Source organism: Pseudoalteromonas sp. APC 3358, assembly GCF_030408075.1.
Lineage (GTDB): Bacteria > Pseudomonadota > Gammaproteobacteria > Enterobacterales > Alteromonadaceae > Pseudoalteromonas > Pseudoalteromonas arctica.
This window is the reverse complement of sequence record NZ_JASDCE010000003.1, coordinates 210,470-234,579: the sequence shown is the minus strand read 5'-3', so window position 1 is coordinate 234,579 and position 24,110 is coordinate 210,470. Positions and strand designations below refer to the sequence as shown.

The 24,110-nt window shown below is 38.3% G+C and carries 25 protein-coding genes; 18 read left to right on the top strand and 7 right to left on the bottom strand.

Features of this window, described 5'->3' with window-relative positions:
• Positions 1-14 precede the first annotated feature (14 nt).
• Positions 15-548, top strand: a complete 534-nt coding sequence (locus QL995_RS06235) for a thioesterase family protein (protein ID WP_002958217.1) — start codon at positions 15-17, stop codon at positions 546-548.
• 79 nt (positions 549-627) lie between these two features.
• Here QL995_RS06235 and QL995_RS06230 read toward each other — a convergent pair whose 3' ends face one another.
• Entirely contained in the window at positions 628-1,281 is a 654-nt protein-coding gene (locus QL995_RS06230) for an OmpW family outer membrane protein (RefSeq protein ID WP_002958218.1), read from the bottom strand.
• A gap of 263 nt (positions 1,282-1,544) precedes the next feature.
• On the opposite strand from QL995_RS06230, the gene dapE reads away from it, so the two are divergent.
• The gene (gene dapE / locus QL995_RS06225; RefSeq protein WP_290293752.1) at positions 1,545-2,729 is read left to right on the top strand and encodes a succinyl-diaminopimelate desuccinylase; all 1,185 of its coding nucleotides are present in this window, start codon (positions 1,545-1,547) and stop codon (positions 2,727-2,729) included.
• A gap of 47 nt (positions 2,730-2,776) precedes the next feature.
• Here the strand turns inward: dapE and QL995_RS06220 are convergent, their stop codons facing one another.
• Positions 2,777-4,483 carry a lysophospholipid acyltransferase family protein gene (locus tag QL995_RS06220; protein WP_024589427.1) on the bottom strand — a complete coding sequence of 569 codons (1,707 nt, stop codon included), beginning with the start codon at positions 4,481-4,483 and terminating at the stop codon, positions 2,777-2,779.
• A gap of 129 nt (positions 4,484-4,612) precedes the next feature.
• Between QL995_RS06220 and QL995_RS06215 the strand changes: the two genes are divergently transcribed.
• Together QL995_RS06215 and QL995_RS06210 are read left to right on the top strand one after the other, a co-directional pair.
• Entirely contained in the window at positions 4,613-5,533 is a 921-nt protein-coding gene (locus QL995_RS06215) for a glyoxylate/hydroxypyruvate reductase A (protein WP_290293751.1), read from the top strand.
• A gap of 97 nt (positions 5,534-5,630) precedes the next feature.
• Positions 5,631-5,777, top strand: a complete 147-nt coding sequence (locus QL995_RS06210) for a hypothetical protein (protein WP_007581365.1) — start codon at positions 5,631-5,633, stop codon at positions 5,775-5,777.
• A 204-nt stretch (positions 5,778-5,981) separates the two neighbouring features.
• Here the strand turns inward: QL995_RS06210 and QL995_RS06205 are convergent, their stop codons facing one another.
• Together QL995_RS06205 and QL995_RS06200 are read right to left on the bottom strand one after the other, a co-directional pair.
• Positions 5,982-6,227 carry a hypothetical protein gene (locus tag QL995_RS06205; RefSeq protein ID WP_138681448.1) on the bottom strand — a complete coding sequence of 82 codons (246 nt, stop codon included), beginning with the start codon at positions 6,225-6,227 and terminating at the stop codon, positions 5,982-5,984.
• A 106-nt stretch (positions 6,228-6,333) separates the two neighbouring features.
• Positions 6,334-6,777 (bottom strand): hypothetical protein, encoded by a 444-nt coding sequence (locus QL995_RS06200; RefSeq protein ID WP_010555112.1) that lies wholly within the window; start codon positions 6,775-6,777, stop codon positions 6,334-6,336.
• 113 nt (positions 6,778-6,890) lie between these two features.
• On the opposite strand from QL995_RS06200, the gene QL995_RS06195 reads away from it, so the two are divergent.
• Positions 6,891-7,274 carry a response regulator gene (locus QL995_RS06195; RefSeq protein ID WP_008168737.1) on the top strand — a complete coding sequence of 128 codons (384 nt, stop codon included), beginning with the start codon at positions 6,891-6,893 and terminating at the stop codon, positions 7,272-7,274.
• A gap of 75 nt (positions 7,275-7,349) precedes the next feature.
• Here QL995_RS06195 and rpsT read toward each other — a convergent pair whose 3' ends face one another.
• Positions 7,350-7,610 carry a 30S ribosomal protein S20 gene (gene rpsT, locus QL995_RS06190; RefSeq protein ID WP_002958225.1) on the bottom strand — a complete coding sequence of 87 codons (261 nt, stop codon included), beginning with the start codon at positions 7,608-7,610 and terminating at the stop codon, positions 7,350-7,352.
• Positions 7,611-7,863: 253 nt separating this feature from the next.
• Between rpsT and murJ the strand changes: the two genes are divergently transcribed.
• The 13 genes from murJ to QL995_RS06125 all read left to right on the top strand — a co-directional run bounded on the left by murJ (position 7,864) and on the right by QL995_RS06125 (position 22,806).
• The gene (murJ, locus tag QL995_RS06185; protein WP_010555111.1) at positions 7,864-9,444 is read left to right on the top strand and encodes a murein biosynthesis integral membrane protein MurJ; all 1,581 of its coding nucleotides are present in this window, start codon (positions 7,864-7,866) and stop codon (positions 9,442-9,444) included.
• A gap of 84 nt (positions 9,445-9,528) precedes the next feature.
• Positions 9,529-10,479, top strand: coding sequence for a bifunctional riboflavin kinase/FAD synthetase (gene ribF, locus QL995_RS06180; RefSeq protein WP_024607280.1), 951 nt, complete (start codon positions 9,529-9,531; stop codon positions 10,477-10,479).
• A gap of 5 nt (positions 10,480-10,484) precedes the next feature.
• Positions 10,485-13,313 (top strand): isoleucine--tRNA ligase, encoded by a 2,829-nt coding sequence (gene ileS / locus QL995_RS06175; RefSeq protein ID WP_290293750.1) that lies wholly within the window; start codon positions 10,485-10,487, stop codon positions 13,311-13,313.
• Positions 13,314-13,325: 12 nt separating this feature from the next.
• On the top strand, positions 13,326-13,826 hold the full coding sequence (gene lspA / locus QL995_RS06170; RefSeq protein WP_007376920.1) for a signal peptidase II: 501 nt from the start codon (positions 13,326-13,328) through the stop codon (positions 13,824-13,826).
• Positions 13,823-14,263 (top strand): FKBP-type peptidyl-prolyl cis-trans isomerase, encoded by a 441-nt coding sequence (gene fkpB / locus QL995_RS06165; RefSeq protein ID WP_002958231.1) that lies wholly within the window; start codon positions 13,823-13,825, stop codon positions 14,261-14,263. The genes lspA and fkpB overlap by 4 nt, the downstream gene beginning before the upstream one ends.
• Complete coding sequence (ispH, locus tag QL995_RS06160) at positions 14,263-15,192, top strand: 4-hydroxy-3-methylbut-2-enyl diphosphate reductase (protein WP_007581370.1); 930 nt, start codon at positions 14,263-14,265, stop codon at positions 15,190-15,192. Before fkpB ends, ispH begins: the two co-directional genes overlap by 1 nt.
• A 39-nt stretch (positions 15,193-15,231) precedes the next feature.
• Complete coding sequence (locus QL995_RS06155; protein ID WP_290293749.1) at positions 15,232-16,266, top strand: histidine kinase; 1,035 nt, start codon at positions 15,232-15,234, stop codon at positions 16,264-16,266.
• A complete protein-coding gene (locus QL995_RS06150) occupies positions 16,263-16,964 on the top strand; it encodes a LytTR family DNA-binding domain-containing protein (RefSeq protein ID WP_290293748.1) in 702 nt (233 codons plus the stop codon). Before QL995_RS06155 ends, QL995_RS06150 begins: the two co-directional genes overlap by 4 nt.
• 183 nt (positions 16,965-17,147) lie before the next feature.
• Positions 17,148-17,708 carry a type IV pilus modification protein PilV gene (gene pilV / locus QL995_RS06145; RefSeq protein ID WP_101164149.1) on the top strand — a complete coding sequence of 187 codons (561 nt, stop codon included), beginning with the start codon at positions 17,148-17,150 and terminating at the stop codon, positions 17,706-17,708.
• A 1-nt stretch (position 17,709) separates the two neighbouring features.
• Positions 17,710-18,705 carry a PilW family protein gene (locus tag QL995_RS06140; RefSeq protein WP_282113984.1) on the top strand — a complete coding sequence of 332 codons (996 nt, stop codon included), beginning with the start codon at positions 17,710-17,712 and terminating at the stop codon, positions 18,703-18,705.
• Complete coding sequence (locus QL995_RS06135) at positions 18,693-19,196, top strand: hypothetical protein (RefSeq protein ID WP_007581376.1); 504 nt, start codon at positions 18,693-18,695, stop codon at positions 19,194-19,196. The genes QL995_RS06140 and QL995_RS06135 overlap by 13 nt, the downstream gene beginning before the upstream one ends.
• Before the next feature lies 1 nt (position 19,197).
• Complete coding sequence (locus tag QL995_RS06130) at positions 19,198-22,380, top strand: PilC/PilY family type IV pilus protein (protein ID WP_169059951.1); 3,183 nt, start codon at positions 19,198-19,200, stop codon at positions 22,378-22,380.
• 9 nt (positions 22,381-22,389) lie between these two features.
• Positions 22,390-22,806 (top strand): type IV pilin protein, encoded by a 417-nt coding sequence (locus QL995_RS06125; RefSeq protein WP_024589416.1) that lies wholly within the window; start codon positions 22,390-22,392, stop codon positions 22,804-22,806.
• Between the two features lie 6 nt (positions 22,807-22,812).
• On the opposite strand, the gene QL995_RS06120 is transcribed toward QL995_RS06125, so the two are convergent.
• Together QL995_RS06120 and QL995_RS06115 are read right to left on the bottom strand one after the other, a co-directional pair.
• Positions 22,813-23,343: a GspH/FimT family pseudopilin gene (locus tag QL995_RS06120; RefSeq protein ID WP_033026393.1), complete on the bottom strand. Its 531-nt coding sequence runs from the start codon at positions 23,341-23,343 to the stop codon at positions 22,813-22,815.
• A gap of 79 nt (positions 23,344-23,422) precedes the next feature.
• Complete coding sequence (locus tag QL995_RS06115; protein ID WP_007581379.1) at positions 23,423-23,974, bottom strand: GspH/FimT family pseudopilin; 552 nt, start codon at positions 23,972-23,974, stop codon at positions 23,423-23,425.
• Positions 23,975-24,110 lie beyond the last annotated feature (136 nt).

The window sequence follows — 24,110 nt, the reverse complement described above, 5'->3', positions numbered from 1 at the left end:
GTAAGACCTTTTTTGTGAACTTATATATTCGACTTTTATTATTGTTTTTTAAAATTAAACGTAACAAGCAATATCAAAATTTACTTGATACGGTAGATATTGATTACAAAGCTCTACCTACTGATTGTGACATTAATTTACATTTAACAAACTCACGCTACCTCGCGATGATGGATTTATCTCGAACTTGGATGACTGAGCGCGTTGGCTTGCTTAAACAAATAATGAAGCGTCGCTGGTTTCCGATTGTTAACGCAACTGCTATTACTTATATTCGTGATATTAAGCCTATGCAGCGGTATACAATAAGTACTAAGTTAGTTGGATGGGATCATAAATACTTTTATATTGAGCAAAAGTTTCACTCAGAACGAGGCTTACATGCTATTGCTTATGTACGCGGTGTATTTAAAAGTAAAAAAGGTATTATAAGTATTGAAGAAATGCTTGAAGTGGCTGGTTTTGATGGCCAAACACCTATATTGCCAAGTGAAGTTATGCACTGGAAAGAAATGCTAGAGCAGAAAAAGTTAAGTAACCTGCCCTAATCTCTACAAATGAAGAAAGGCCTTTCGGCCTTTTAACACACATTGTAATTGGGTAACTACGTACTACTTTATATATGCTTTAAAAGCTGTATCTAACACCGAACATAGCAACAACGGGGTCAAGCTCAACAGTTGATGTAAGTGCTTTTGCACCATTAGCATAAACAGTGGCATCGGTATCAATATCCATAATTGATACCATGGCGTGTAAACCCCAGTTTGCATCAATTTTATAGTTAGCACCTACCTGAGCCATAAAGCCAAACGAATCATCTAATTTTACTTCTACATCGTCTGTTCCTAGCGTCGCTTTAAGTGCTTGAGAAGGTTGCTCATCAAAAAATGCAGTGTAGTTTATGCCTACACCTATAAAAGGTCTTAGCGCATAACTTGTGTCTAAAAAGTGGTATTGCGCAACTAATGACGGTGGAAGTTGTTTTATATCTGCAATTTTGTTGCCTGCTAAGCCGCCTGCGCCATTTACATCGTGTGAAAACGGTGTTGCTGCTATCAGCTCTAACACCCATTGATCGTTAAATGCATAATCTACGGTGATACCTAGTTGAGTATCTGAATCACCTTTAAGACCTAGCGTAGGTGCTTCATTAATCGCTGAGCTACTATTATCAGGGTTTACGTTAATAGCGCCAACATTTACGCTAAAGTTAGCGTGTGCAGCTGGAGAGAGTGCTAATAAAGAGGTTAATAATGCGATGCTAATTTGAGTTTTCATGTTGTTCTCCAAGAACTACTGTTTGATTGGCGCTATTATTACCGAGCAATAAAAATGAAAACCTGTTCTAGATCAAAGTTTAAAAAACATTTTAACCTTGTGGAATGCTTTATTGATTTAGATTAAATTTAGCGTCGTTCTGCTTTTGAAAAGATTGACATATTTATTTCATTAACAGTCATATGAATGTATTAAGGCTGACATCGCTTAGTCATAAACTCACGTTTTAATAAAGGCACATTAAATAATAAAGTGTGTTTAACATGTTTTTAGAAGCATTCGAAAAAAAATCAAAAACAACGGATATTCAAAAAGAAGTTGTAGAGCACTTACAAACACTAATTCGCTTTGAATCAGTAACCCCTAACCAAGCGGGTGCAATTGATTGGCTTGCAGTTAAATTGGTGGATTTAGGTTTAAGTTGCGAGCAATTTACTATAAATGGTGTAACCAATTTAATTGCCTGCATAAAATTCAAAGAAGGCCCATGTGTTGCTTTCTCAGGGCACATTGATGTAGTACCAGCAACAAGTAGCGGTTGGTTAAGTCCTCCTTTTGAAGGGCGAGTGCGAAATGATGCAATATACGGTAGAGGGGCGGCCGATATGAAAGGGGGTGTTGCCGCCATGCTTAGCGCCACAAAAAAGTTAATTAATAGTAAATCCGCTAAAATAGGGACTCTTTACTGGCTTATCACGTCAGATGAAGAGGGAGAGGCTGAATTTGGTTCTCAAGAAATAGTTAATAAGCTTGCCAAGCAAGGTGTTGTATTAGATGGCTGTATTGTAGGGGAGCCATCAAGTGTGGCACAAGTTGGCGATACGGTTAAGAATGGCCGTCGTGGTGCGCTTTCAGCTCGGATTTTAGTTACTGGTAAGGCAGGTCATGTAGCTTATCCTCAAAACACACTCAATGCTGCTCATATTGCTGCAAAAATAGTAAATAGCTTGAGTGATCAGATCTGGTTACTCGATGTGGCTAGCTCAAAAACCACACTGCAAGTGACTGGAATTAACATAAATAATGTGGTCGATAATTTAGTGCCAAGTCATTGTGAGATTACATTTAATGTACGTTATAGCCACGGTTACAGTAGTGCAGCAGTTAAAACGCAATTAATGAATACCCTAAACAAGTTTGCTGAGCATTTTACAATTGAGTGGGAACGCCCATGCGAGCCTTATTATACAAGCCATAATACGGGTTGGAGTTTACTTACTCATATTGAGCAGGCTATTTACAAAAACACTTCAAGTTACCCATTACTAAGTACAAATGGAGGGACATCAGATGGACGATTTTTTGCCAGCCCCCATACTCAAGTTATTGAATGTGGTGTGCGAAACAATACGATTCATCAAGCTAATGAACACGTATCTATTAGTGATTTACTTAAAATTGAAGCTATTTATACAACTTTACTAGAGCAGATATTTATAAATAATTAAATATAAATCGAGTACTTTATAAATATAAAGCACTCTCTTATTATTGGTTATTCTAAATAACGTTTGGCTTTGTTTTCTTTTACATTTTCAAGATCGACCAATACCAATCCATCAATACAATTATTAAAATCGGGATCAATACTAAAGCTTAAAAATTGCACGCCACCTGGTTTACAAAGTTCAGTGTATTGTTTAAATAAAGTAGGGACTTGAGCTCCCATATTAGCTAACACATGCTTTAACTCTACAAAATCTTCTTTTACGTCATTGCCGCAAAAAAGAGTATTGCACTGGGTTAGCTGTTGCTCAGTTAATTTAAATTCATTATTAGGCGTAGCTAATTCAATACCACTTTTATAGTAATGCTGATAGTAATAAACGAGCATGGCTTTTGCTTGCTCGGGTAGAGCATTTGATACACTTACAGCACCAAACAAGTATCTGTACTGTGGATAGCTTTTTATAAAAGCGCCAATGCCATACCATAAATAGTCGAGGCTCTTACGTCCCCAATATTTAGGCTGTACAAAGCTTCTACCAAGCTCAATTCCTTGTTTTAGATAGGGCGTCATAGCGTCGGTATAAGAAAATAAGCTATCAGTATACAAACCTTCGCGGCCATGTTTTTGTATTATCTGTTGTGCACAGGCTAATCGATAAGCACCTACCAGCTCTAGCTGCATTGGGTCCCACAGTACAAGATGTTGGTAATCCATATCGTATTTATCTATATCACGACGCTTACCACTACCTTCACCGACTGCTCTAAATGCTATTTCTCTCAGGCGCCCTAACTCTCTAAAAATAGGTGAGCTACCTGCATATTGGTATAGATGAATATGCATACCGTCTTGCGTTTTACCAAGTAGTTGGCATTGCTCAATTGCTTTTTTTAGCTCTTTTCTGCACTCGGGAACAGCGATAGGTGTTTGTGTTTTTAGCGGCAGTGCTTTTTTTGTTGTAAGCCTATAAAGCTGTTTACGGATGAGGTTTACAACTTCTTTATCTTTAAGATTTTCTATTAAGTAAGATTCAGGAGGGATAGAGGCGCCAATCTCAAACTCTAAAGATTTTTGGCGCTGCTTAAACATTTCGGCCACTAATAGTAAACTTGCCAAAGGTTTATAAATCATTGATGTGCCATAAAAAAGTGGACTGTTTTTGGCTTTAATATAAATAGGTAAAATAGGGCAGTTAGCTTTTTTTGCCATACGTAAAAAGCCACTATTCCATTTGCAGTCTTTAATACCTGTTGGCCCTAATCGCGATACTTCTCCTGCCGGAAATATAAGTAATGCGCCTTCATCCTTTAAATGGTTTTGTATATTACTAAGCTCTTGTTTCTTACTCATACCTGATAAGTTATCTACGGGGAGTAAAAGTGAGTGCATTGGAGTAACCGACATCAACATGCGGTTTGCCACTACTTTTAAATCCTGTCTTACAGTTGAAAGTACTTTAATCAGTGCTAAAGCATCTAATGAACCAATAGGGTGGTTAGCAACGATAACAAGTTTACCCTCATTAGGAATATGTTCTATCTGCTTAGGTTTATAGCGCGTATCAAAATTGAGTTCATCGAGCACTTGTTCAACAAATTCTAATCCTTGTAGGTGAGGGTAGGCATCACCAAAAGCAACAAACTCTTGTTCATGTAATAAGTAGCCTAGGCCTTTTTTTACTAAACCTTTTACTTTTGGAGAGTTCTCTAGTTGTGGTAAGTTTGCAGCAATTACTTTATCAACACTTATCATATTAACCTCATATTCCGTTTGGCCTATTCGCCATACATGTAAGATTAAAAAAAGGGTGTGACAGTTACTTTGCAGTAGTGTGACTTTTTAAAGTGCTAACTTATAAACTGTGTATTGTTAGGAGAATTTATGTCGGTATTGGTTGCTATAACTGGGCGTGACAACACAAAACTAATAACGAAGTTACAAGAGCGATTACCAAATACGCGGATAGAGCAATGGCCTGATTGCAAAAACGCACATGATGTGGATTTTGTACTTGCGTGGAAAGCGCCAGAATCTATGTGGCCACAGCTACCTAACTTAAAGGCTGTGTCGTCATTTGGTGCTGGCGTAGACAGTATCGATTTAACATTACTCGACGAAAGTGTTGAAGTAGTTCGCATTGTTGACATGCAACTAGCTGAAGATATGGCGGAATATGTACTGACACATGTGTTAGCTCAAAAGTTACGTTTAAAAGAATATTACATTAAACAAACACAGCAAACATGGAAGCCAAAGCGGGCGCATAGTAATAAACATGTCGGCATACTTGGGTTTGGTGAATTAGGTAAAGCATGTGCGCAAAAGCTTATAAATAATGGCTTTAAGGTAAGTGCCTGGGCGCAAAGTAATAAAAGCGCGGCTAATGTCGAAATTTTTTATGGCGAGGAAGGCCTCAATAGTATGCTTTCTGATGTTGACTACCTTGTATGTCTATTACCCCTTACGCAAGCAACGACAGGCATTATTAATCACTCAATGCTCGCAAAGCTACCTAAACATGCTGTTGTTATTAATGTGGCACGCGGTGCTCATGTTGTTGAGCAAGACTTACTAAGTGCATTAAATAACGATAGCTTACGCGCAGCTACACTCGACGTATTTGATCAAGAACCTTTAGCGTCGAATCACCCTTACTGGGGAAACCCCAAAATAACGCTTACACCACATTGCGCGGCGATTTCTGATTTAAATAGTGTTATAGAGCAAATAGCCGATAATATTGAATGCTTGAATAAGGGGTTAGTACTTAATAATCCAATAGATAGAACTAAAGGTTATTAGCTGATAGCTAATTAGTTTAAAAAACAGCTTGTTAACATTTGTAATTTTCATTAGTGTAAAAGGTATTCTCACTAATAAAAAATACAAAGAGGGTGTTATGAAATCGAGTCAAAGTGGCGTTAAATTAAGCCTAGTTATTGTTTCAATTATTATACTTGGTGTTTCAGCTTGGTTTAATCAGGCTAATGCAGAGGATACTCCTTCTAAAATACAAACCCAAAGCGAGTTAACAATAGCGGACTAACCTACTTACTATGTATTTCTCTGTTTTCGTGTTTCTTCTCGTGACTCTTTTTAGCAGTACACAAGCATTATTTTCACAGTAGTGCTTGTGTGCCCCTAAAGCTCTAATTTTCATCTTGATTGAAAGTGCTTTTTAATATTTTTAAATTCTTAACAAAAAAAAGCCCAGCAATGCTGGGCTATTAAATATTCTAGGGAAAAGTTGTTAATTTTGGGTTACATTAAACTGCCCAAATGTATAAACTTTAAACAAGTAAAAAGTATTGATCAACACTAAACTCATATTTGAAATAACACTCGACGACATAAGATCTAAGCTAAATGATAAGAATAATAAACCACACGCACTAATGGCGGCAACGCGCAGCAGTGTTATCTGGTTAATAAAGAATGCACCTAAACCTAGTGCAAGTAGTGTAGTATTTAAAAGCCAATCTAGCTCGTTTAGCATGGTCGTTTCAATAGTTCAGTTGTTGAAAAAAGGAGCGCCATTATGTTGATCTTTTGCGCACCTTTCAACCAAGTAATTTTAAATTTTCAGATTAGTTTTTTTAATGCTAAAAGTGGCTACCGATTGCTGAAAATAAACCATTATCAGCAATTACTTGATACTTTTGGCAGCTCTGCGGTTTTTGTAAGTCACTGCATAAATAAAGGGACTCACGGCTAGAATCATAGGTGGGGTGTAAGTTTGAATCAATTAAAGTAGCCCCCTTGCCAAAGAATCCGGGCCAGTAAACACTCTCACTTACCATCCCTAATTTTTTATAGGTGAGTAAGGTAGGCTTTGGAAAAGCTAAAATAATTACAGCAACGACAGCGAGTGATATAAACAGTCCTTTTTTTTGCGTTGTTTTTTGGCTTATATCATTCTTTGCACTGGAATTTAACTCGCCAGGTGAAGGGCGCTGAGTAGAACGCTGAGGTTTTCTTTTTTGCGCTGTTTTTTTTCTTGCCGGTGCTTTACCTAGCAACGATTGTTTATTTGGGGTTTTAGACATAAAGCAAATCTGGCCTTTTTTCCGTAGGTCTCTATAATTAAATGAGTAAATTTATATACTAAGCTAATTATTATGATAACTTAAAGTTAGCTTATAGCCTACGAGGAATAAAGATGAATACGCAGCTATCAATTTTAATTGTAGATGACGTTAGCACAGTGCGTAGTTTTTTGAGCCAAACGCTCATGCACTTAGGGATAGATAACGTAAAGGAAGCATCTACTGCCTCACAATGTATTAGTGAGTGCCAAGCTGCAAATTATAATATCATTTTTTTAGACATTGAATTACCAGACGGTGATGGTAAAGATTTGATTGCACAAATCAATGAATTAAGCCCAGAGACAAATGTGGTTATGGTATCTGCACATTCAGGTATTGAGAATGTTAAGGATGCAATTGATAAAGGCGCTAAAGGGTTTGTAGTAAAGCCATTTACACCTAAAAAAATAGCGGCAATGCTTAAGAAGTTTTATCCAGAGTTAGAAAATGTCTAATAAAGTAAGTACATTTAAAATTTAAACAAAAAAAAACCGGCAAAAGCCGGTTTTTTATATTCTATCAAAAACAAATTATAGAGCTTTAATCTTAGCTGCTATACGGCTCTTATGACGAGCTGCTTTGTTTTTGTGAATTAGACCCTTAGTTGCGTAACGGTCTAGGATAGGTGTAGCAACAGAAAAAGCTTGCTGTGCAGCTTCTTTATCGCCCGCTTCAATAGCAACAATTACTTTTTTGAAGTAAGTGCGCATCATTGAACGACGGCTTGCGTTGTGCTGACGGTTTTTTTCGCTTGTGATAGCGCGTTTTTTTGCAGACTTGATGTTAGCCAAGGTTTGCTCCTAACAATCTTAAAATAAAGCTTAAATTAAAGGCCGTGGAATATGCCTGTTTCTATCATGAATGTCAATTTAAATTTAACAATCCAAGAAAAACTGCACCATATAACGAGCATCAATTTGCCGCTTTAGCAGTTAATACCGACATTGTAACAAAGCACAGACCCCCAGCCTAGTGCTTTAAAGCGATTTATAAAAAAGACTGTGGCATAATCGCCTATCTTGAGGATTTTTGAGTAGGTTTAAGGTGTCAAAAGGTTTATTTCGCTCCGGTATGATTGTTAGTTGTATGACTATGATATCGCGTATTTTAGGGCTCGTTCGAGATGCAGTCGTTGCCAATTTATTAGGCGCAAGTGCGGCGGCTGATGTTTTTTTATTTGCTAACCGTATTCCTAATTTTTTACGTCGTTTATTTGCAGAAGGTGCCTTCGCACAAGCATTTGTACCCGTGCTGAGTGAAATTAAAGAACAGCAAGGCGACGACAAGGTCAGACTTTTTGTTGCACAAGCAGCAGGCACATTAGGAACCATTTTACTGATTGTCACTATTATAGGTGTTGTTGCTTCACCCGTTATTGCAGCATTGTTTGGCACCGGTTGGTTTATAGATTGGTGGCAGGGCGGACCCAATGCCGAAAAGTTTGAACTTGCAAGTTCATTACTTAAATTTACATTCCCTTATTTGTTTTTTGTAAGCTTAGTTGCGCTTAGTGGTGCGGTAATGAACGTATATAACCGTTTTGCTGTTGCTGCATTTACACCTGTTTTACTCAATGTTTCTATTATTACGTGTGCAATTTTTTTACATGATAAATTTAGTGTTGGGGCTTATTCACTCGCAATTGGCGTATTTATTGGTGGCGTTGTGCAGTTATTGTTTCAACTTCCATTTTTATACCGTGCAAAAATGTTGGCGCGTCCACGCTGGGCATGGCAAGACGAAAACGTAAAAAAAGTACGTAAACTTATGCTTCCTGCTTTGTTTGGTGTATCTATTAGCCAAATTAATCTGTTGCTAGATACCATGATTGCATCATTACTGATGACAGGCTCGATTGCATGGCTTTATTATTCAGACCGTTTAATTGAATTTCCGCTGGGCTTATTTGGTATTGGTATTGCGACAGTTATTTTACCGGCGCTCTCTAGGTTACATAGCAGTAAAAAAAGTAGTGACTTTCAGCATACTCTCGACTGGGGGGTGCGTTTTGTTATATTTTTAGGCCTACCAGCAATGATAGGTCTAATGATCATCAGCCCGCTTATTATCACCGTATTGTTCGACCACGGTGCGTTTAAAGAAGATAGTGTTGATCATGTTAAAGCAGTAAGTTTAGGCGTAGTCGCATATTCAGTAGGGCTTGTAAGCTTTATGCTGATTAAAGTACTTGCTCCTGGCTTTTATGCTCGTCAAGACACAAAAACGCCGGTGCGTATTGGTATTATTACCTTAGTGTTGAATATGGTATTTAATATTATGCTGGCTCCTTTTATTGGTTATTTAGGATTAGCACTCGCTACTTCGCTATCGGCTAGTTGTAATGCGTTTTTACTATACAGACAGCTTAAAAAAGAAAATGTGTATCAGTTTTCATCAATGAGTATGCGCTTTACACTTAAATGTGTTGTTGCAAGTATGGTTATGGGAGCTGTTACATGGTTTGTGAGCAGTTACTATTACTGGGCTACATGGGCTTTTACACAGCAGGTAGTCTTATTAATAGCACTCGTGGCTTTGGCCGGTATTAGTTACTTTGCAATGCTATTTTTGATGGGCGTTAGACTAAATACGATAAAAAGTGTAGCAATTACTGAATCAAACTAAAAAAAAGATTATAATCGGCAACTCTGCGGCTTTAATTAATTTTTAGTCGTAATTAATAGCTCGCTAAACAAGGCATTAGGTGGCATGGAGTTAATTAGAGGTATACACAATATTCGCCCACACCACTTTGGTTGTGTGTTAACTATTGGTAATTTTGACGGTGTTCATTTAGGCCACGCAGAAGTACTAAAAGGCTTACTTACTGATGCTAAAGCGCATAGTTTGTCTAGCACTGTAATGCTATTTGAACCCCAGCCACAAGAATTTTTTGCTAAAAACAATGCCCCAGCACGGCTAACGCGCTTACGAGATAAGCTACGTTTGCTTAGTGATTTAGGTATTGAGCGAGTTATTTGCATTAGCTTTAATCAGCAATTTGCAAACATGCATGCTGAGCAATTTGTTAATGATATTTTGATTAAAAAGTTAGGTGTTAAAGCTCTCACTGTTGGCGATGATTTTAAGTTTGGAAAGCAGCGCCAAGGTAACTTTGACTTACTTGCTAGCATGGGCAAGCAAGCGGGCATGGACGTAAAAAGCACCGCGAGTTTTCGTCAATTAAATGCTAGAGTAAGCAGCACTTTAATACGAGATGCTTTGGCATCTGGTGACTTAGCAAGTGCTAAAACAATGCTTGGTCACGATTATGCTATTTCTGGGCGTGTTATACACGGCTGGAAAAGAGGACGTGAACTCGGTTTTAGAACGGCAAATATTGCCCTAAAACGCCAAGTGTGTCCTGTCAACGGGGTGTTTGCAGTGCAAGCAACGATTGCAGGAAAACAGATTTTTGGAGTTGCAAATGTAGGCAATAAGCCGACATTTAATGGAACTCGTGCATTATTAGAAGTTCATCTTTTTGATTTTGCACAGGATATTTACGGACAATTTATGCATGTGGAGTTAATAAAAAAACTTCGCAACGAAAAAAAATTCGAGACATTAACACAATTAACGGCGCAAATAGCAACTGATGTTGCTGCCGCTAAGCAGTGTTTTGGTTTAAATCAGGTAGCCGATAGAGACGGAATGTAGGATAAATGAGCGACTATAAACATACTTTGAACTTACCGGAAACACCGTTTCCAATGCGTGGCAATTTGGCACAACGTGAACCAAAAATGCTTAAAGCATGGTATGAAGACGACCTGTACGGTCAAATTCGCAGCGCTAAGAAAGGTAAAAAGACCTTTATTTTGCATGACGGCCCTCCGTATGCAAATGGCGACATCCATTTAGGCCACTCAGTTAATAAAATATTAAAAGACATTATTGTTAAGTCTAAAACATTATCTGACTTTGATTCACCATTAGTCCCAGGTTGGGATTGTCATGGTTTACCAATCGAGTTAATGGTTGAGAAAAAAGTAGGCAAGCCGGGCGTAAAAGTAACCGCGAGCGAGTTTCGTGAAAAATGCCGTGCATACGCTAAAAAACAAGTTGAAGGTCAAAAAGTTGATTTTAAGCGTTTAGGCGTATTTGCAGATTGGGATAAGCCTTACTTAACAATGAACTTTGACTTTGAAGCGAACGCAATTCGTGTACTTGGTCGTATTATTGAAAAAGGTCATTTGCATAAAGGTGCTAAGCCTGTGCATTGGTGTACAGATTGTGGTTCTGCATTAGCAGAGGCTGAAGTTGAGTACCAAGACAAGCAATCACCAGCGATTGATGTACGTTTTACATTTGTTGATCAAGATGCTGTTGTAAGTGCATTTGATTTGGTTGATGGTCATAAAGGTGAAGGCAGTGTTGGTACTGTTATTTGGACAACAACACCGTGGACGCTTCCAGCAAACCGCGCAGTAGCTGTGCATGCCGATTTAGAATATGCATTGGTGCAGGTTGAAGATGAAGGCGTACAACAACGTCTAATTTTAGGCTCTGAGCTTGTTAAAGATGCAATGGACCGCTTTGGTTTTAATCACTTCCACGTATTAGGTTATGTAAAAGGTGCTGTACTTGAAAACTTACAAGTAGCCCATCCTTTTTATGATTTTAATGTACCCGTGATTGTTGCAGAACACGTAACGACTGACTCAGGTACCGGTGTTGTACATACAGCACCAGGGCATGGTCAAGAAGATTTCGTGGCTGGTTTAAATTACAACCTTGAAGTAGCTAACCCTGTTGGCGCTAATGGCGTTTATTTACCAGATACTGAACTTTTTGCAGGTCAGCATGTATTTAAAGCAAATGCGAGCGTAATTGAAGTATTAAAAGAGCACGGTGCATTAATGCATCATCATGCTATAACTCATAGTTACCCACATTGTTGGCGCCATAAAACACCGATTATTTTCCGTGCTACACCACAATGGTTTGTAAGTATGGATCAGGCTAACTTGCGTGAAGATTCTTTAAAAGAAATTAAAAACACGCAGTGGTTGCCAGAGTGGGGCGAAAGCCGTATTTCGAACATGGTTGAAAGCCGCCCAGATTGGTGTATATCTCGCCAACGTACTTGGGGTGTGCCAATTGCATTGTTTGCTGATAAAGATACCGGTGCACTTCATCCAAATACTCAAGAACTCATTGAGCAAGCTGCACAGCTAGTTGAAAAATCTGGTATTCAGGCATGGTACGATTTAGAACCAGCTACATTACTTGGTGAAGAAGATGCCAAGCAATACATGAAAGTGCAAGATACGCTAGATGTATGGTTTGACTCAGGTGTTTCACACGCATGTGTTGTAGACGCACGTGAAGACTTGGTTGGTCCAGCTGATTTATACCTTGAAGGTTCTGATCAACACCGTGGTTGGTTTATGTCATCAATGATGACATCAGTGGCTATTAATGGTCATGCGCCATACCGCCAAGTATTGACTCATGGTTTTACTGTTGATGAAAACGGCCGCAAGATGTCTAAGTCACTAGGTAATGTTATTTCACCACAAAATGTGATGAATAAACTAGGTGCCGACATTCTACGTTTATGGGTTGCCTCTACCGATTACACGGCAGAAATGACTGTGTCGGATGAAATATTTAAACGCTCTGCCGATCGCTACCGCCGTATTCGTAACACTAGCCGTTACTTGCTTGCTAATCTAAATGGCTTTGATCCAAAAACAGATCAAGTTGCTGTTGATGATATGGTTGAGCTTGATAAGTGGATTGTTGGTCGTGCTGCTCAGTTGCAAGACGAAATTTTAGCCGCATACGATAGCTACCAAATGCTATTAGTAACGCAAAAGCTAATGAACTTCTGTACGGGTGAGCTTGGTTCGTTCTATTTAGACGTCATTAAAGATCGTCAGTACACAGCTAAGAGTGACAGCCATGCACGTCGTTCTTGTCAAACAGCGCTTTATCATATTGCAGAAGCAATGACGCGTTGGATGGCACCTATTATGAGCTTTACCGCACAAGAAATTTGGGAAGCTTTACCGGGTGAGCGTAGTGACTACGTATTTACATCTGTTTGGTATGATGGCTTACAAGCGCCAACAAATAGCCAATTTAGTAACGATGATTGGTTAGAAATTCTAACAGTACGCGACGAAGTAAACCGTTTATTAGAAGCTGCACGTAAAGAAGAAGTCATTGGTGCAACGCTTCAAGCAACGGTTAATTTATTCACGGGTAAAGAGCTTGCCGCTAAATTAAATGCGCTTGGTGATGAACTTCGTTTTGTATTATTAACATCGGCCGTAAATGTTTCTGAAGTTGATAGCCAGCCAGCTGATACACAAGCTACCGAAATTGAAGGTTTATTCATTAGTGTTGCTGCAACAGATGCTGCTAAGTGTGAGCGTTGTTGGCATTACAGTGAAGATGTAGGTGTTAACCCTGCTCATCCTGAAATTTGTGGTCGTTGTGTAAGTAATGTTGACGGCGAAGGCGAAAAGCGTCAATTCGCTTAGGAGTTATTCTTAGTGAGCAAACTAGCCCAAAAAAGTGGTTTAGTGTGGCTTTGGTTGAGTCTATTACTATTAGTAATAGACTTTGCCAGTAAAACACTTGTTGTAGGTACTATGGCTTATCAAGAGTCGATAAACTTACTCCCTGTTTTTAGTATTACTTATGTGCATAACTATGGTGCTGCTTATAGCTTCTTAAGTGAAGCGGGTGGTTGGCAGCGTTGGTTTTTAAGTGCGATTGCCATTGCTATTAGTGCTTTGCTTGTGTGGTGGCTAAAACGCTTACCTGCAACAAACAAAGTACTATGCGGTGCTTATGCACTGGTACTTGCAGGCGCTATTGGTAATTTATACGATCGTATTGCGTATGGTTATGTAATCGACTTTATTCACGTATTTTATAAAGACTCACATTTTCCTGTATTTAATATTGCTGATTGCGCTATTTGTATTGGCGCAGCATTATTGTTATTTGATGCCTTTACCGGCGAGAGTCCGAAGGAGCATAAAGCATGAGCCAAGCTGTAATTGGTGAAAACTCGCAAGTTATTTTCCATTTTTCTATTAAATTAGAAGATGGCTCTGCCGCCGATTCTACCAAGGTGCACAACAAACCTGCTAAATTAACAATGGGCGATGGCAGTTTAACGGCAAACTTCGAAAAGTGTTTATTAGGTTTAACTGCAGGCGAAAGTAAAACGTTTGAATTAGAACCTGAAGATGCGTTTGGTCAGCCAAATCCAGATAATATTTACTACGTTGACCGTAGTAAATTTGGCCCAGAAACACCAGCTAAGGTAGGTGCAATTATTGCGTTTACTCAACCAGACGGTACTGAGCTTCCTGGATTAGTTCGCGAAGTGCAAGGTGAGTCGGTAACGATTGATTTTAATCACCCTTTATCTGGCCAACGTTTAACGTTTGAAGTTGATATTATTGAGGTGGAAGGTTAATGGAAATATTACTAGCTAATCCACGCGGCTTTTGCGCTGGTGTTGACCGTGCTATTAGTATTGTTGAGCGCGCCCTAGATATTTTTGAAAAGCCAATTTATGTGCGCCACGAAGTAGTACATAACCGCTATGTGGTTGATGGATTAAAAAGTCGTGGTGCGGTATTTGTTGAAGAGCTTGATCAAGTACCTGACGACAGCATTGTTATTTTTAGTGCACATGGTGTTTCGCAAGCTGTTCGCTCAGAGGCTAAACGTCGTGATTTAAAAGTATTTGATGCAACGTGTCCGCTTGTAACTAAAGTACATATGGAAGTTACACGTGCGAGTCGTAAAGGTATTGAGTGTATTTTAATTGGACACCATGGCCACCCTGAAGTAGAGGGAACAATGGGACAATATGATAACTCAGCCGGTGGCATTTATCTTGTTGAAACCGTTGATGATGTTGTTGCGCTTAATGTAAAAAATGCTGAAAATCTTTTTTATTGCAGCCAAACAACACTCTCAGTTGATGACACAGCAGATGTTATTGATGCACTACGCAATAAGTTTCCATCAATTGACGGACCTCGTAAAGATGACATTTGTTATGCAACGCAAAATCGTCAAGACGCTGTTCGTGACTTAGCTGATAAAGTTGATGTGCTATTAGTTGTTGGCGCTAAAAATAGCTCTAACTCTAATCGCTTACGTGAACTTGCAGATAAAATGGGCACAGTTGCTTATTTAATTGATGACGCAACTGATGTACAAGAGCAGTGGGTTTCAGGCTCTAAATCAGTTGGCGTAACTGCGGGTGCATCTGCGCCAGAAGTACTTGTACAACAAGTAATAAGCCGATTAAAAGAGCTAGGTGGCACACAGGTTGTTGAGAACCCAGGTGAAGTAGAAAATATAGTATTTGCTGTTCCTGTAGAGCTACGTTAATTTAAATATATTAAACATTTAGATTAAAGGAGAGTCGTTATGAGCAAGTCACTTCAAAATGATGGTTTGCTTTTTTCGGCTCTTTTTAATGAGCGAGGCGTATTAGCCACGCTTATTGTTTCTCAAGTTATTGCTATTGTTTTAGCTTTTGCACCTAATGTAGAAGGAGATATTTGGCTACGACTTGGGATCATTAGTTTGTTTATGCATTTAATTGTTTTAGTCGGTACCTCTTCTTTATACTTCTGTAGATTTTTCTTACAAAAACGTACTCAAACTTTTCAATTAAGTCTATTTTTTGCCTTTTTTTTATTATCTACCTGTATTTTTAGTATTTTATTTTCTCATTTTGCTTTTGATATAGATGATACAAATAACCTAATTTATTTCACACTTCGCAATTGTATTATAGTGGCTTTACTGGCTGCTTTATTCGTCCAGTTTTTATTAATTCATTTTGAAAAAGAGCAGCAAACTAAAGCACTTTCTCGTGCAGAGCTTGATGCCCTACAAGCTAGAATACGTCCTCATTTTTTATATAATAGTTTAAACACTGCTGCAGAGCTTACTCATCATGATGCCGATGCGGCAGAACAGGCTATTTTAGCATTAGCCGCCTTATCGCAGGCTGCAATGCACTCAGGGAAGAATGTATCTCTTGACGATGAAATAACGTTGAGTAAGCAATATATCGCACTTGAAACGTGGCGTTTTGGTAATCGCTTAAGAGTTGATTGGCAAATACCTAATGAACTACCCGCATTGAGCATTCCTTGCTTAACCCTGCAGCCATTAATTGAAAATGCGGTATGCCACGGCGTTGAAACAAGTGAGCATGGTGCAGAAATAAAAGTAGAGCTACATATCACTACCGGCTATATAACCATGATTGTTTCTAATCCTATAACAATTTCTAATGCTCAAACTAGGCCTAATAACGGAATGGCGCTTGAAAATATTCGCCAGCGATTAAATATTTATTATAAAAATAAAGCGCAGCTAACAATTACTAATAAAAATGATGTGTTTAGGGTCAAGGTCGTTATCCCTAAGCTAATTGAGGGCAGTGTATGAATGTACTCATTGTTGATGATGAACCTCTTGCGAGATCTCGCTTAATCCGTTTGTTAGCACACGATAAAAGTATAGTTGTACAAGGTGAGGCAAGTAATGGTAATGAAGCCCTAGTACTTGCTAAAAAGCAAACGCCAGATTTGATTTTTTTAGATGTTGATATGCCCGGTATGAATGGTTTACAAGTTGCTAATGAGCTCAATAGTTTAACTCTACCTCCTGCTATTGTTTTTATAACTGCTCACCCTGAGCATGCCTTCGATGCTTTACAATTAAGCGCTGCAGGCTATTTAGTTAAACCTATTTCAGAGCAATCATTGCAAAAGGTGCTTAAGCAAGTTGGGCGTTTAAATAAAGTACATATTCAAAAACAACAAAATGTAAAAATCTCTTATCAGCTAGCGGGTACTCTACGTAGTGTTGATATAAATGATGTTTTGTACTTTAGTGCCGAAGAAAAGTATACCAAAATGATATTCTCAGGTGGAGAGGCTTTACTGGAGCAAAGCCTAAAGCAATTAGAGCTGCAATATCCCGCATATGTTTTACGAATTCACCGCAATACTTTAGTGAATAAACAAAAAGTAATAGCCTTGCATTCAAAAGGGAATGGCAATCATATGATTGAGCTACAAGGGTGCAGTGAGTTATTGCCAGTGAGCCGCCGCGAGCTTAAATTAGTTAAAAATACGCTTTAGACTTATTTCGCAATTAAGTTGCCTCTGACTTAAATGCATTTACGCTTAATTACTACTGTTTTGTTGAATGAGCCGATTTAATTAACCGTTTATCAACAAATATAACCGCTTGTCTTAGTCCTCATTGATTCCTCAAATAAATAGCATAAACTTATAATCAGATAATTTTTATTTGGTTCTACTATGCAGTCATCTCAAACAAAAGTGCAAAGAGGCTTCACTCTAATTGAAGTGTTAATTGCATTTATTATTCTTAGTTTTGGCCTTTTAGGCGCAGTTGCCCTGCAAGCAAAAGCAAAGCAAGCAAGCTTTGATTCTATGCAGCGTGCTGCTGCAGTTGCACTTGGTAATGATATTGTGCAGCGTATCCGTGCTAACGATACCCCTCAAATAGCGGGACTGTACACACAAACATTTGATAGTGAAACTGCAACGACAACCTCGCAGGCGTGCTTCACAAATACTTGTAGCGCAGCGCAAGTTGCGGCCTTAGATCTTGAGCAGTGGAAAAGAGCTATAAGAGCTCGAGAAAACACGGGGTCTTTAGATGGTGCTACCGTATGTATTGCACCTACAGTAGTTGCTGGCTCGGGTGGTAAGGCATTTAATTTAGAAGTAATTGTTTCGTGGCAAGGTCGACAAGAGTTTAATGCAAATGATGCTACTGGCGCAATAAAGTGTGGAACGGCTGACAAAAAGCGCCGCTTAGTTGTATTAACTAGTTACATTTACCTTAGGAGCTAACATGAAGCAAAAAGGTTTTACACTTGTAGAAATGATGATTTCATTATTTATTGGTGGATTAATACTAGGTGGCGTTATGTTCACCTATATAGGTATGAAAGTAACCACTAAAGATACGATGACTATTGGTGAACTTCAAGAATCAGGGCGCCTTGCAATTAACATAATGCAACGTGATATTGAACAAATTGGCTTTTGGGGAACTTATTATGACGATTCGTTCACTGCAGTAAATACAGATACACTAGCAAACCCTGGAACAGACTGCTTTGAAGGGTTAAATAATGGGAGTTTTCCTGATTTTGCTACAGCTAGTAATTTTAGAACTATTTACGCAAAGGTTGCTGGAGAATCAAAAGAGCTTAACTGCCTAAATAATCCAATTAAAAGCACTGACATTATTCAATTAAAATTTTTACAAGGCAAGAGCTTAACAGTTAACGTAGCAACTAATGAGACTCAGGCTGATGAAAACTACTTTGTAGCTGAGCAAGAGAAAGCTCAATTTTTCCGTGGAACGGTTAACGCTGCTACTCTTAATGTTAATGCAACTGTTTGGCCTTATAGCCATCATGTTTATTATTTATCAGAACAAACTTATAAAGTTAATAATAAGAATTTAACTGTACCTGCATTAATGAGAAAGCGCCTGGTTGGTGGAAGCATCAACACAGAAACTATTATGGAAGGTGTTGAGAACATGCGGTTTGTTTTTGGTCTTGATACTAACAGTGACAATCGTGTAGATACCTACCGAAGTATTCAAGATATGAAGCATACAGATTGGGAAAATCGTAAAGGTATTTTAACTGTTCAGGTATTTCTATTAATACGCGCATTGCAGCCAGACCCAGGAGTTAAAATTAAAAACCAAACTTATACATTAGGTGAGGATGAAGATAAGCGTGTATTAACATTTACCGATAATTTCAGACGTACTGTGTTTACTACTACTATTCGATTAAATAATGTTGGATCAAATTTATGGCGTATTTAAAACAATCACGAAAAAAACAGCAAGGTGTAGTTCTAATTACAGCTTTAATAATGGTTATTGCAGTGACCGGTATTGCTGTAACACTTATGAGCAGTAGTAGTATTGATATTAAAATTACCAATGCAGCACAAGAGCGCGAAGTGGCCGAAAATGAACTCATTGGTGAAGTGCAGCGCATGATCTCTGATGAGGCAAATCAAGGCGCTAATAATCAGTTCTTCCTGACTCCCGATGAAGTAACTGCAATCGCGGATGGTGATGACAAAGGTATGGTGATTGCAAATCATGCAGATATGCAAAGCAAAATGACTAACCTGAACAAGGGGGCGTTAGATTTAGAATGTCCTCGACGCTTCAATTTTACAGCAGGTATATCGTGCAATATGTTACAGGTTGCCACAACAATAGAATATGGATCTAAAAGTAAACATGAACTAACTATTGTTACAGGTATAGCACAAGAAATGGCCAGCGTAAGCAAGGGGATTTAAGATGAAATTTAAATTAAACAAAGTGTTAGCCTCTTTGCTTGGCTTAACAATAAGTATGTCGGTATTCGCTGAGGATATTGAGCTTTATGTAAATCATGATGTAGAGACAGACGAAAATCCAAGAGTGTTAATGATATTTGATACCTCTGGCAGTATGGCCTGGGATGTTGTAGATGGAGGCCAGTGTTATCGTCGATATCAAAATGGACAGTTTTATACATCAGATTGTTTTAAAAGTCAGACTTACTTTAGTTACACACAGCAATGTTACAAGTCTGTAAACGGATATGCACAAGCTGTTTGTGAAGATAGCCGCTTATTAGTAGCTAAAAACGCTGTTAGCCAACTTATTACCGATAATGATGATATTGATTTTGGTTTAATGAGATTTAGAGAAAGTTCAGGTGGCTATGTACTAGCAAGGCTTGGTGCTAACAAAAACACTTTACTTAATGAAGTTGACGATTTGCCTGCAAGTGGTGCAACTCCTTTAACTGAAACATTATGGGAGGCGTATAGGTATATTACTGGGCAAAGCCTTTATTATGGGTATGGTATTAACAGCAGAGATAAAGCAGCCGATGCTAATGGAACTTATAAGTCACCATTTAAAAAGGAATCAGGAGATCCTCTCAGGTGCGATAACTCAATTAATATTATTTTGATGACTGATGGAGACCCTACTAACGATGATGGTCGTGATGATCAGATTAAAAGTGTACATAATAATTTATTTAATGATTCAATCCCTTTTGTGAGCGGTGATTATTCTAATAGCTATTTAGTTGCTCTATCAAAAATAATACATGGAACAAATAATACAAAAGTAGATTTATACTCTGATACAAGTGATGTGCTAGATACTGGTAGAGTTTTTACCATTGGCTTTGGCACAGGAATGAGCGAGGGCGGTATCGACTTACTAGAGAAAGCTGCATCAGTTGGTGGAGGCCAGTACTTAGAGGCGCGAACTTCAGAAGCTTTATCTGAAGCATTAAAAAATACTATTTCAAGAATTAGAGAAGTAAATGATAGTTTTTCATCGCCTTCCGTTGCGAGTAATAATGTAGATCAAACTCGTAGCCGGGATGCTGTTTATTTTGCCATGTTTTACCCTGAAACCGGTGCCCGTTGGCGTGGAAACTTAAAAAAACTGAAAGTATCAGGGAATCAAATTGTTGATTCAAAAGGATTGTCGGCACTTGATGAGAATGGCTTAATTGACGAAAATGCAGAAACATTTTGGTTGCCAAGTGGGGAGCCAGCAGATGGTAACTTAGTTGCACAAGGTGGTGTGAACCTTCATTTAACGACATTAGATTCAGATAGCCGTAATTTATACACTGACAATCAGGGAGCTATAGTAAATTTTAATACCTCAGTTGTGAGTGATATTCTCAATTTAGTCGATAACAATCCGCTAAGCTTATCGAGTAATGATATCAAATGGGCAATGGGTATAGACGTTGATGATGAAGATGGCGATGGGTCTAGCGTTGACCAGCGCAAAGATATTTTTGGTGACCCTCTGCATTCTAAACCTGTTGCAATCGATTATGGTAATGATGATATTCGAGTTTTGATAGGAACTAATGCTGGCTTTTTACATATGTTTAAGGATTCAGATGATAGTGTAAGTGAAAGTTGGGCATTTATACCATCTGCTTTATACAACATTATTGAACCTCTACGTGAAAATCAAGCCGATACGAAAGTATATGGTATGGATGGTCCTATTAGTATTTATTTTGATAATAAAAACTTAAATAGTGATGGTTTAAATGACGGTATTATTGATGCGAGTGGCGACGATAAAGTGTGGGCTTTTGCGGGGATGCGTCGCGGTGGTAAAAATTATTACGGACTTGATATAACAAACCCAAACATACCAAAAAAATTATGGGACGCACCAATTGAAGGCGGAAAAGGTGATTTTAAAGAGCTTGCGCAAACATGGTCAAAGCCACAAATAGCCTATATTAAAGCATTTGGTGATAAGCCTTTATTAATTTTTGGTGCTGGATACGATACAAATAAAGATGCAGCTATTCGTAGTGAGGATGATATAGGGCGAGGTATCTATATTGTTGAAGCTGAAACCGGTAAAAGGGTGTGGGCATTAACACCGGATATTAATGGCTTTAAAGGTAAGCATAGTATTGCTGCAGATATAACCACGCTTGACTCAGATTATGATGGATATATAGACCGAATTTATGCGGCAGATACCGGTGGAGATATTTGGCGTATAGATATGCCTGGTAGTAATACTAGCGAGTTTAGCCACTTTAAATTAGCTGAGCTTGGTAGTAATAAAGCAACTGAGGACCGACGCTTTTTCTATAAACCACTCGTAGCACGCACAATTTATAGTAAAGTAAGCGAGTCAACAGTTAATGGTAGCACCGTTATAACACGCTTAGATACACCGTATGATGCCATAGTTATCGGCAGTGGTAATCGCTCAAAACCAACCGGCACCAATGAAAAAGATCAATTGTTTATGATCAGAGATGAAAATACGGTTACTAAATCGTATAAAACGAATGCACCAGATACTATTGTGCCTGCTGATTTGATGCAAATGAATTCAGACCCATTTGGCAATGCTCTAGATGACGTTGATGATTTTGTTGACTTAGAAGTGGACTTGGCTAAATTTAATGGCTGGAGATATGAGTTAGGAACGGGTGAAAAGTCGCTAGCTGCTGCCACAGTTGTTGGAGGTGTTGCCTATTTTACAAGCTTCACACCTGCATCAGATACATCGACTGAAAATCAATGTTCGCTAAGTGGTGGTGGTGGTTCTTTATACGCTTTTCACTTACATTACGGTACTAAAGTGTATGACGACCTTAAATTTACAACCAGCTATGATGTACCAGATACACCTCAGTTATACTTTGGTGAAAGCCCTTCATGTGTAGATGGTAATGGCGATGGTAAATGTGATGACGACCCAACAGTTGACGTAATACAAGAAAGTCAGTTTTATTTAATTGGGCCTGGTATTAAAGGTGAAAATGCGGAAAATCCAATGAAACCTGTAGAAATAAAAGGTCCTGGTTTAACTGTTGTTGATGGTAAAGTTGTGTTGGTTAATGACAATGCAGTAGGGTTTGGCTTTAAAACCCAACAAACATATATCTATAAACGTGAAGAAAATGACGAAGTTAATAATTAAGGAAATTAGATGAAAAAACAACACGGGTTTACCTTAATTGAGCTGATGATAGCCGTTGCTATCGTCGGCATACTCGCTTCAATTGCGCTGCCTAACTATACTGAATATGTAAAGCGTGCTTCGCGCGCTGAAGCTGCTGCAGCATTGTTAGATGCTGCAAACAAGGAGGAGCAGTATTTTGTGGATAATAGGGAATATACAGAGACATTTACTGATTTAGGATTGCAAAGTAAAACCGAAAATGGCCATTTTGAGCTATCCATAAAGGTAGTCGATAGCAATACCTTCACTATTACAGCTAAGCCTATAGCCGGTGCTGTAAAGGGGGATAACGATTGTAAAGAGCTTACAATTACTGACACAGGCCTTAAAGGTGCAAAAGGAAGTAAAGGTAACTCTGATATTGATTATTGTTGGGGTCGATAGCCTAGATTACTTCTTCTGACACTTATCAGTTGATTTGATGCGAATTCTACCCGTTTGACTTACAGATAAAGCCAATCCTTCGAGATTGGCTTTATTGCTATTGGGGCAATATATAAAAGTCCCATTTTGAAAACCATTTAAAGAACCATCTGGACGAAATGTAATGGCGTTGCGCGGATACTCTAAAGTATCAGCATCATGGACATCCTCGAAAGTGCTTAAGAGTAACTCATCATCATCTAGAGTCGTTGATTTATCTTTATCGATAAATAGTGACATTTGACCATCCCACTCGTCCTTTGTACATTGACTGCCTTTTAGTGCGCAAAGCGTGACGTAAGTACCATTTTCAATTGCGTAAAGGCGGCCATAATTTATATTTCGATGTAGTAGATTCACATGGTTATCTAATCGGTTTTTAGCCAAGAAGTCTGGATAAAACCACATCGATAATTGACTGATTACACTGACAACAGCCATTGAAACCATTAATTCAAGAAGTGTCACTCCCTTGTTTTTTGATATTGATAATCTCATCCTTGAAGACCTGAGTTAATAAATGATTAACTCAGTCTAGTAAATGATACAAATATGACAAGATGAATTTGTATGTTTTTTAACCGCAAGTCTGAGCTGTATCACCGGTATAAAAAGAAGTACCAGATTGAGATACTGTTAAAGCTTTATTATTTTCACTGCCATTATTAGGACAAAATACAAAATCACCGGGGTTCGTTGTTATTCGACCACTGGTATTAAACCGTAATCTCCTATCATTACCAGTATATTTTATTTTGTCATTAAGGCTTATTTTTTCCATAACTCGTAGTAAAGAGTCTGTAGAGCTGTTGTATTGACCGCTATTATCACCATCAATGAATACAATGATAATTTTATTTCTGTCCCATCGATTACGACATTGCATTGTGTCATTTTGATTTTTTACTTCACCGTGCTGCGCGGCACATATAACGACTATTTCATCTGTACTTGCTGCTTGAGAGCGTGCATAGCTAATATTTCTTTTTAACTCCAACAAAAAATTCTCAGCTCTATTTTCTTCTAGCATATCGCTGCTATTCCAAATCGCAATTGATGCAATGATCCCAACGATAGCAACGGTTACCATGAGTTCTAAAAGAGTGAATCCGTTTTGTTTGTTTTTCATATTAATCTCATTTACTGCTAGTCATTTAAGTATAGCTATTTTTATACAATAAATTATACCATGATCGGTTGTTTTATCACCGTAATTCAATCGCTTTGTTTGCTATGAACATCATGATTGTCTAAAATCGAGGCAA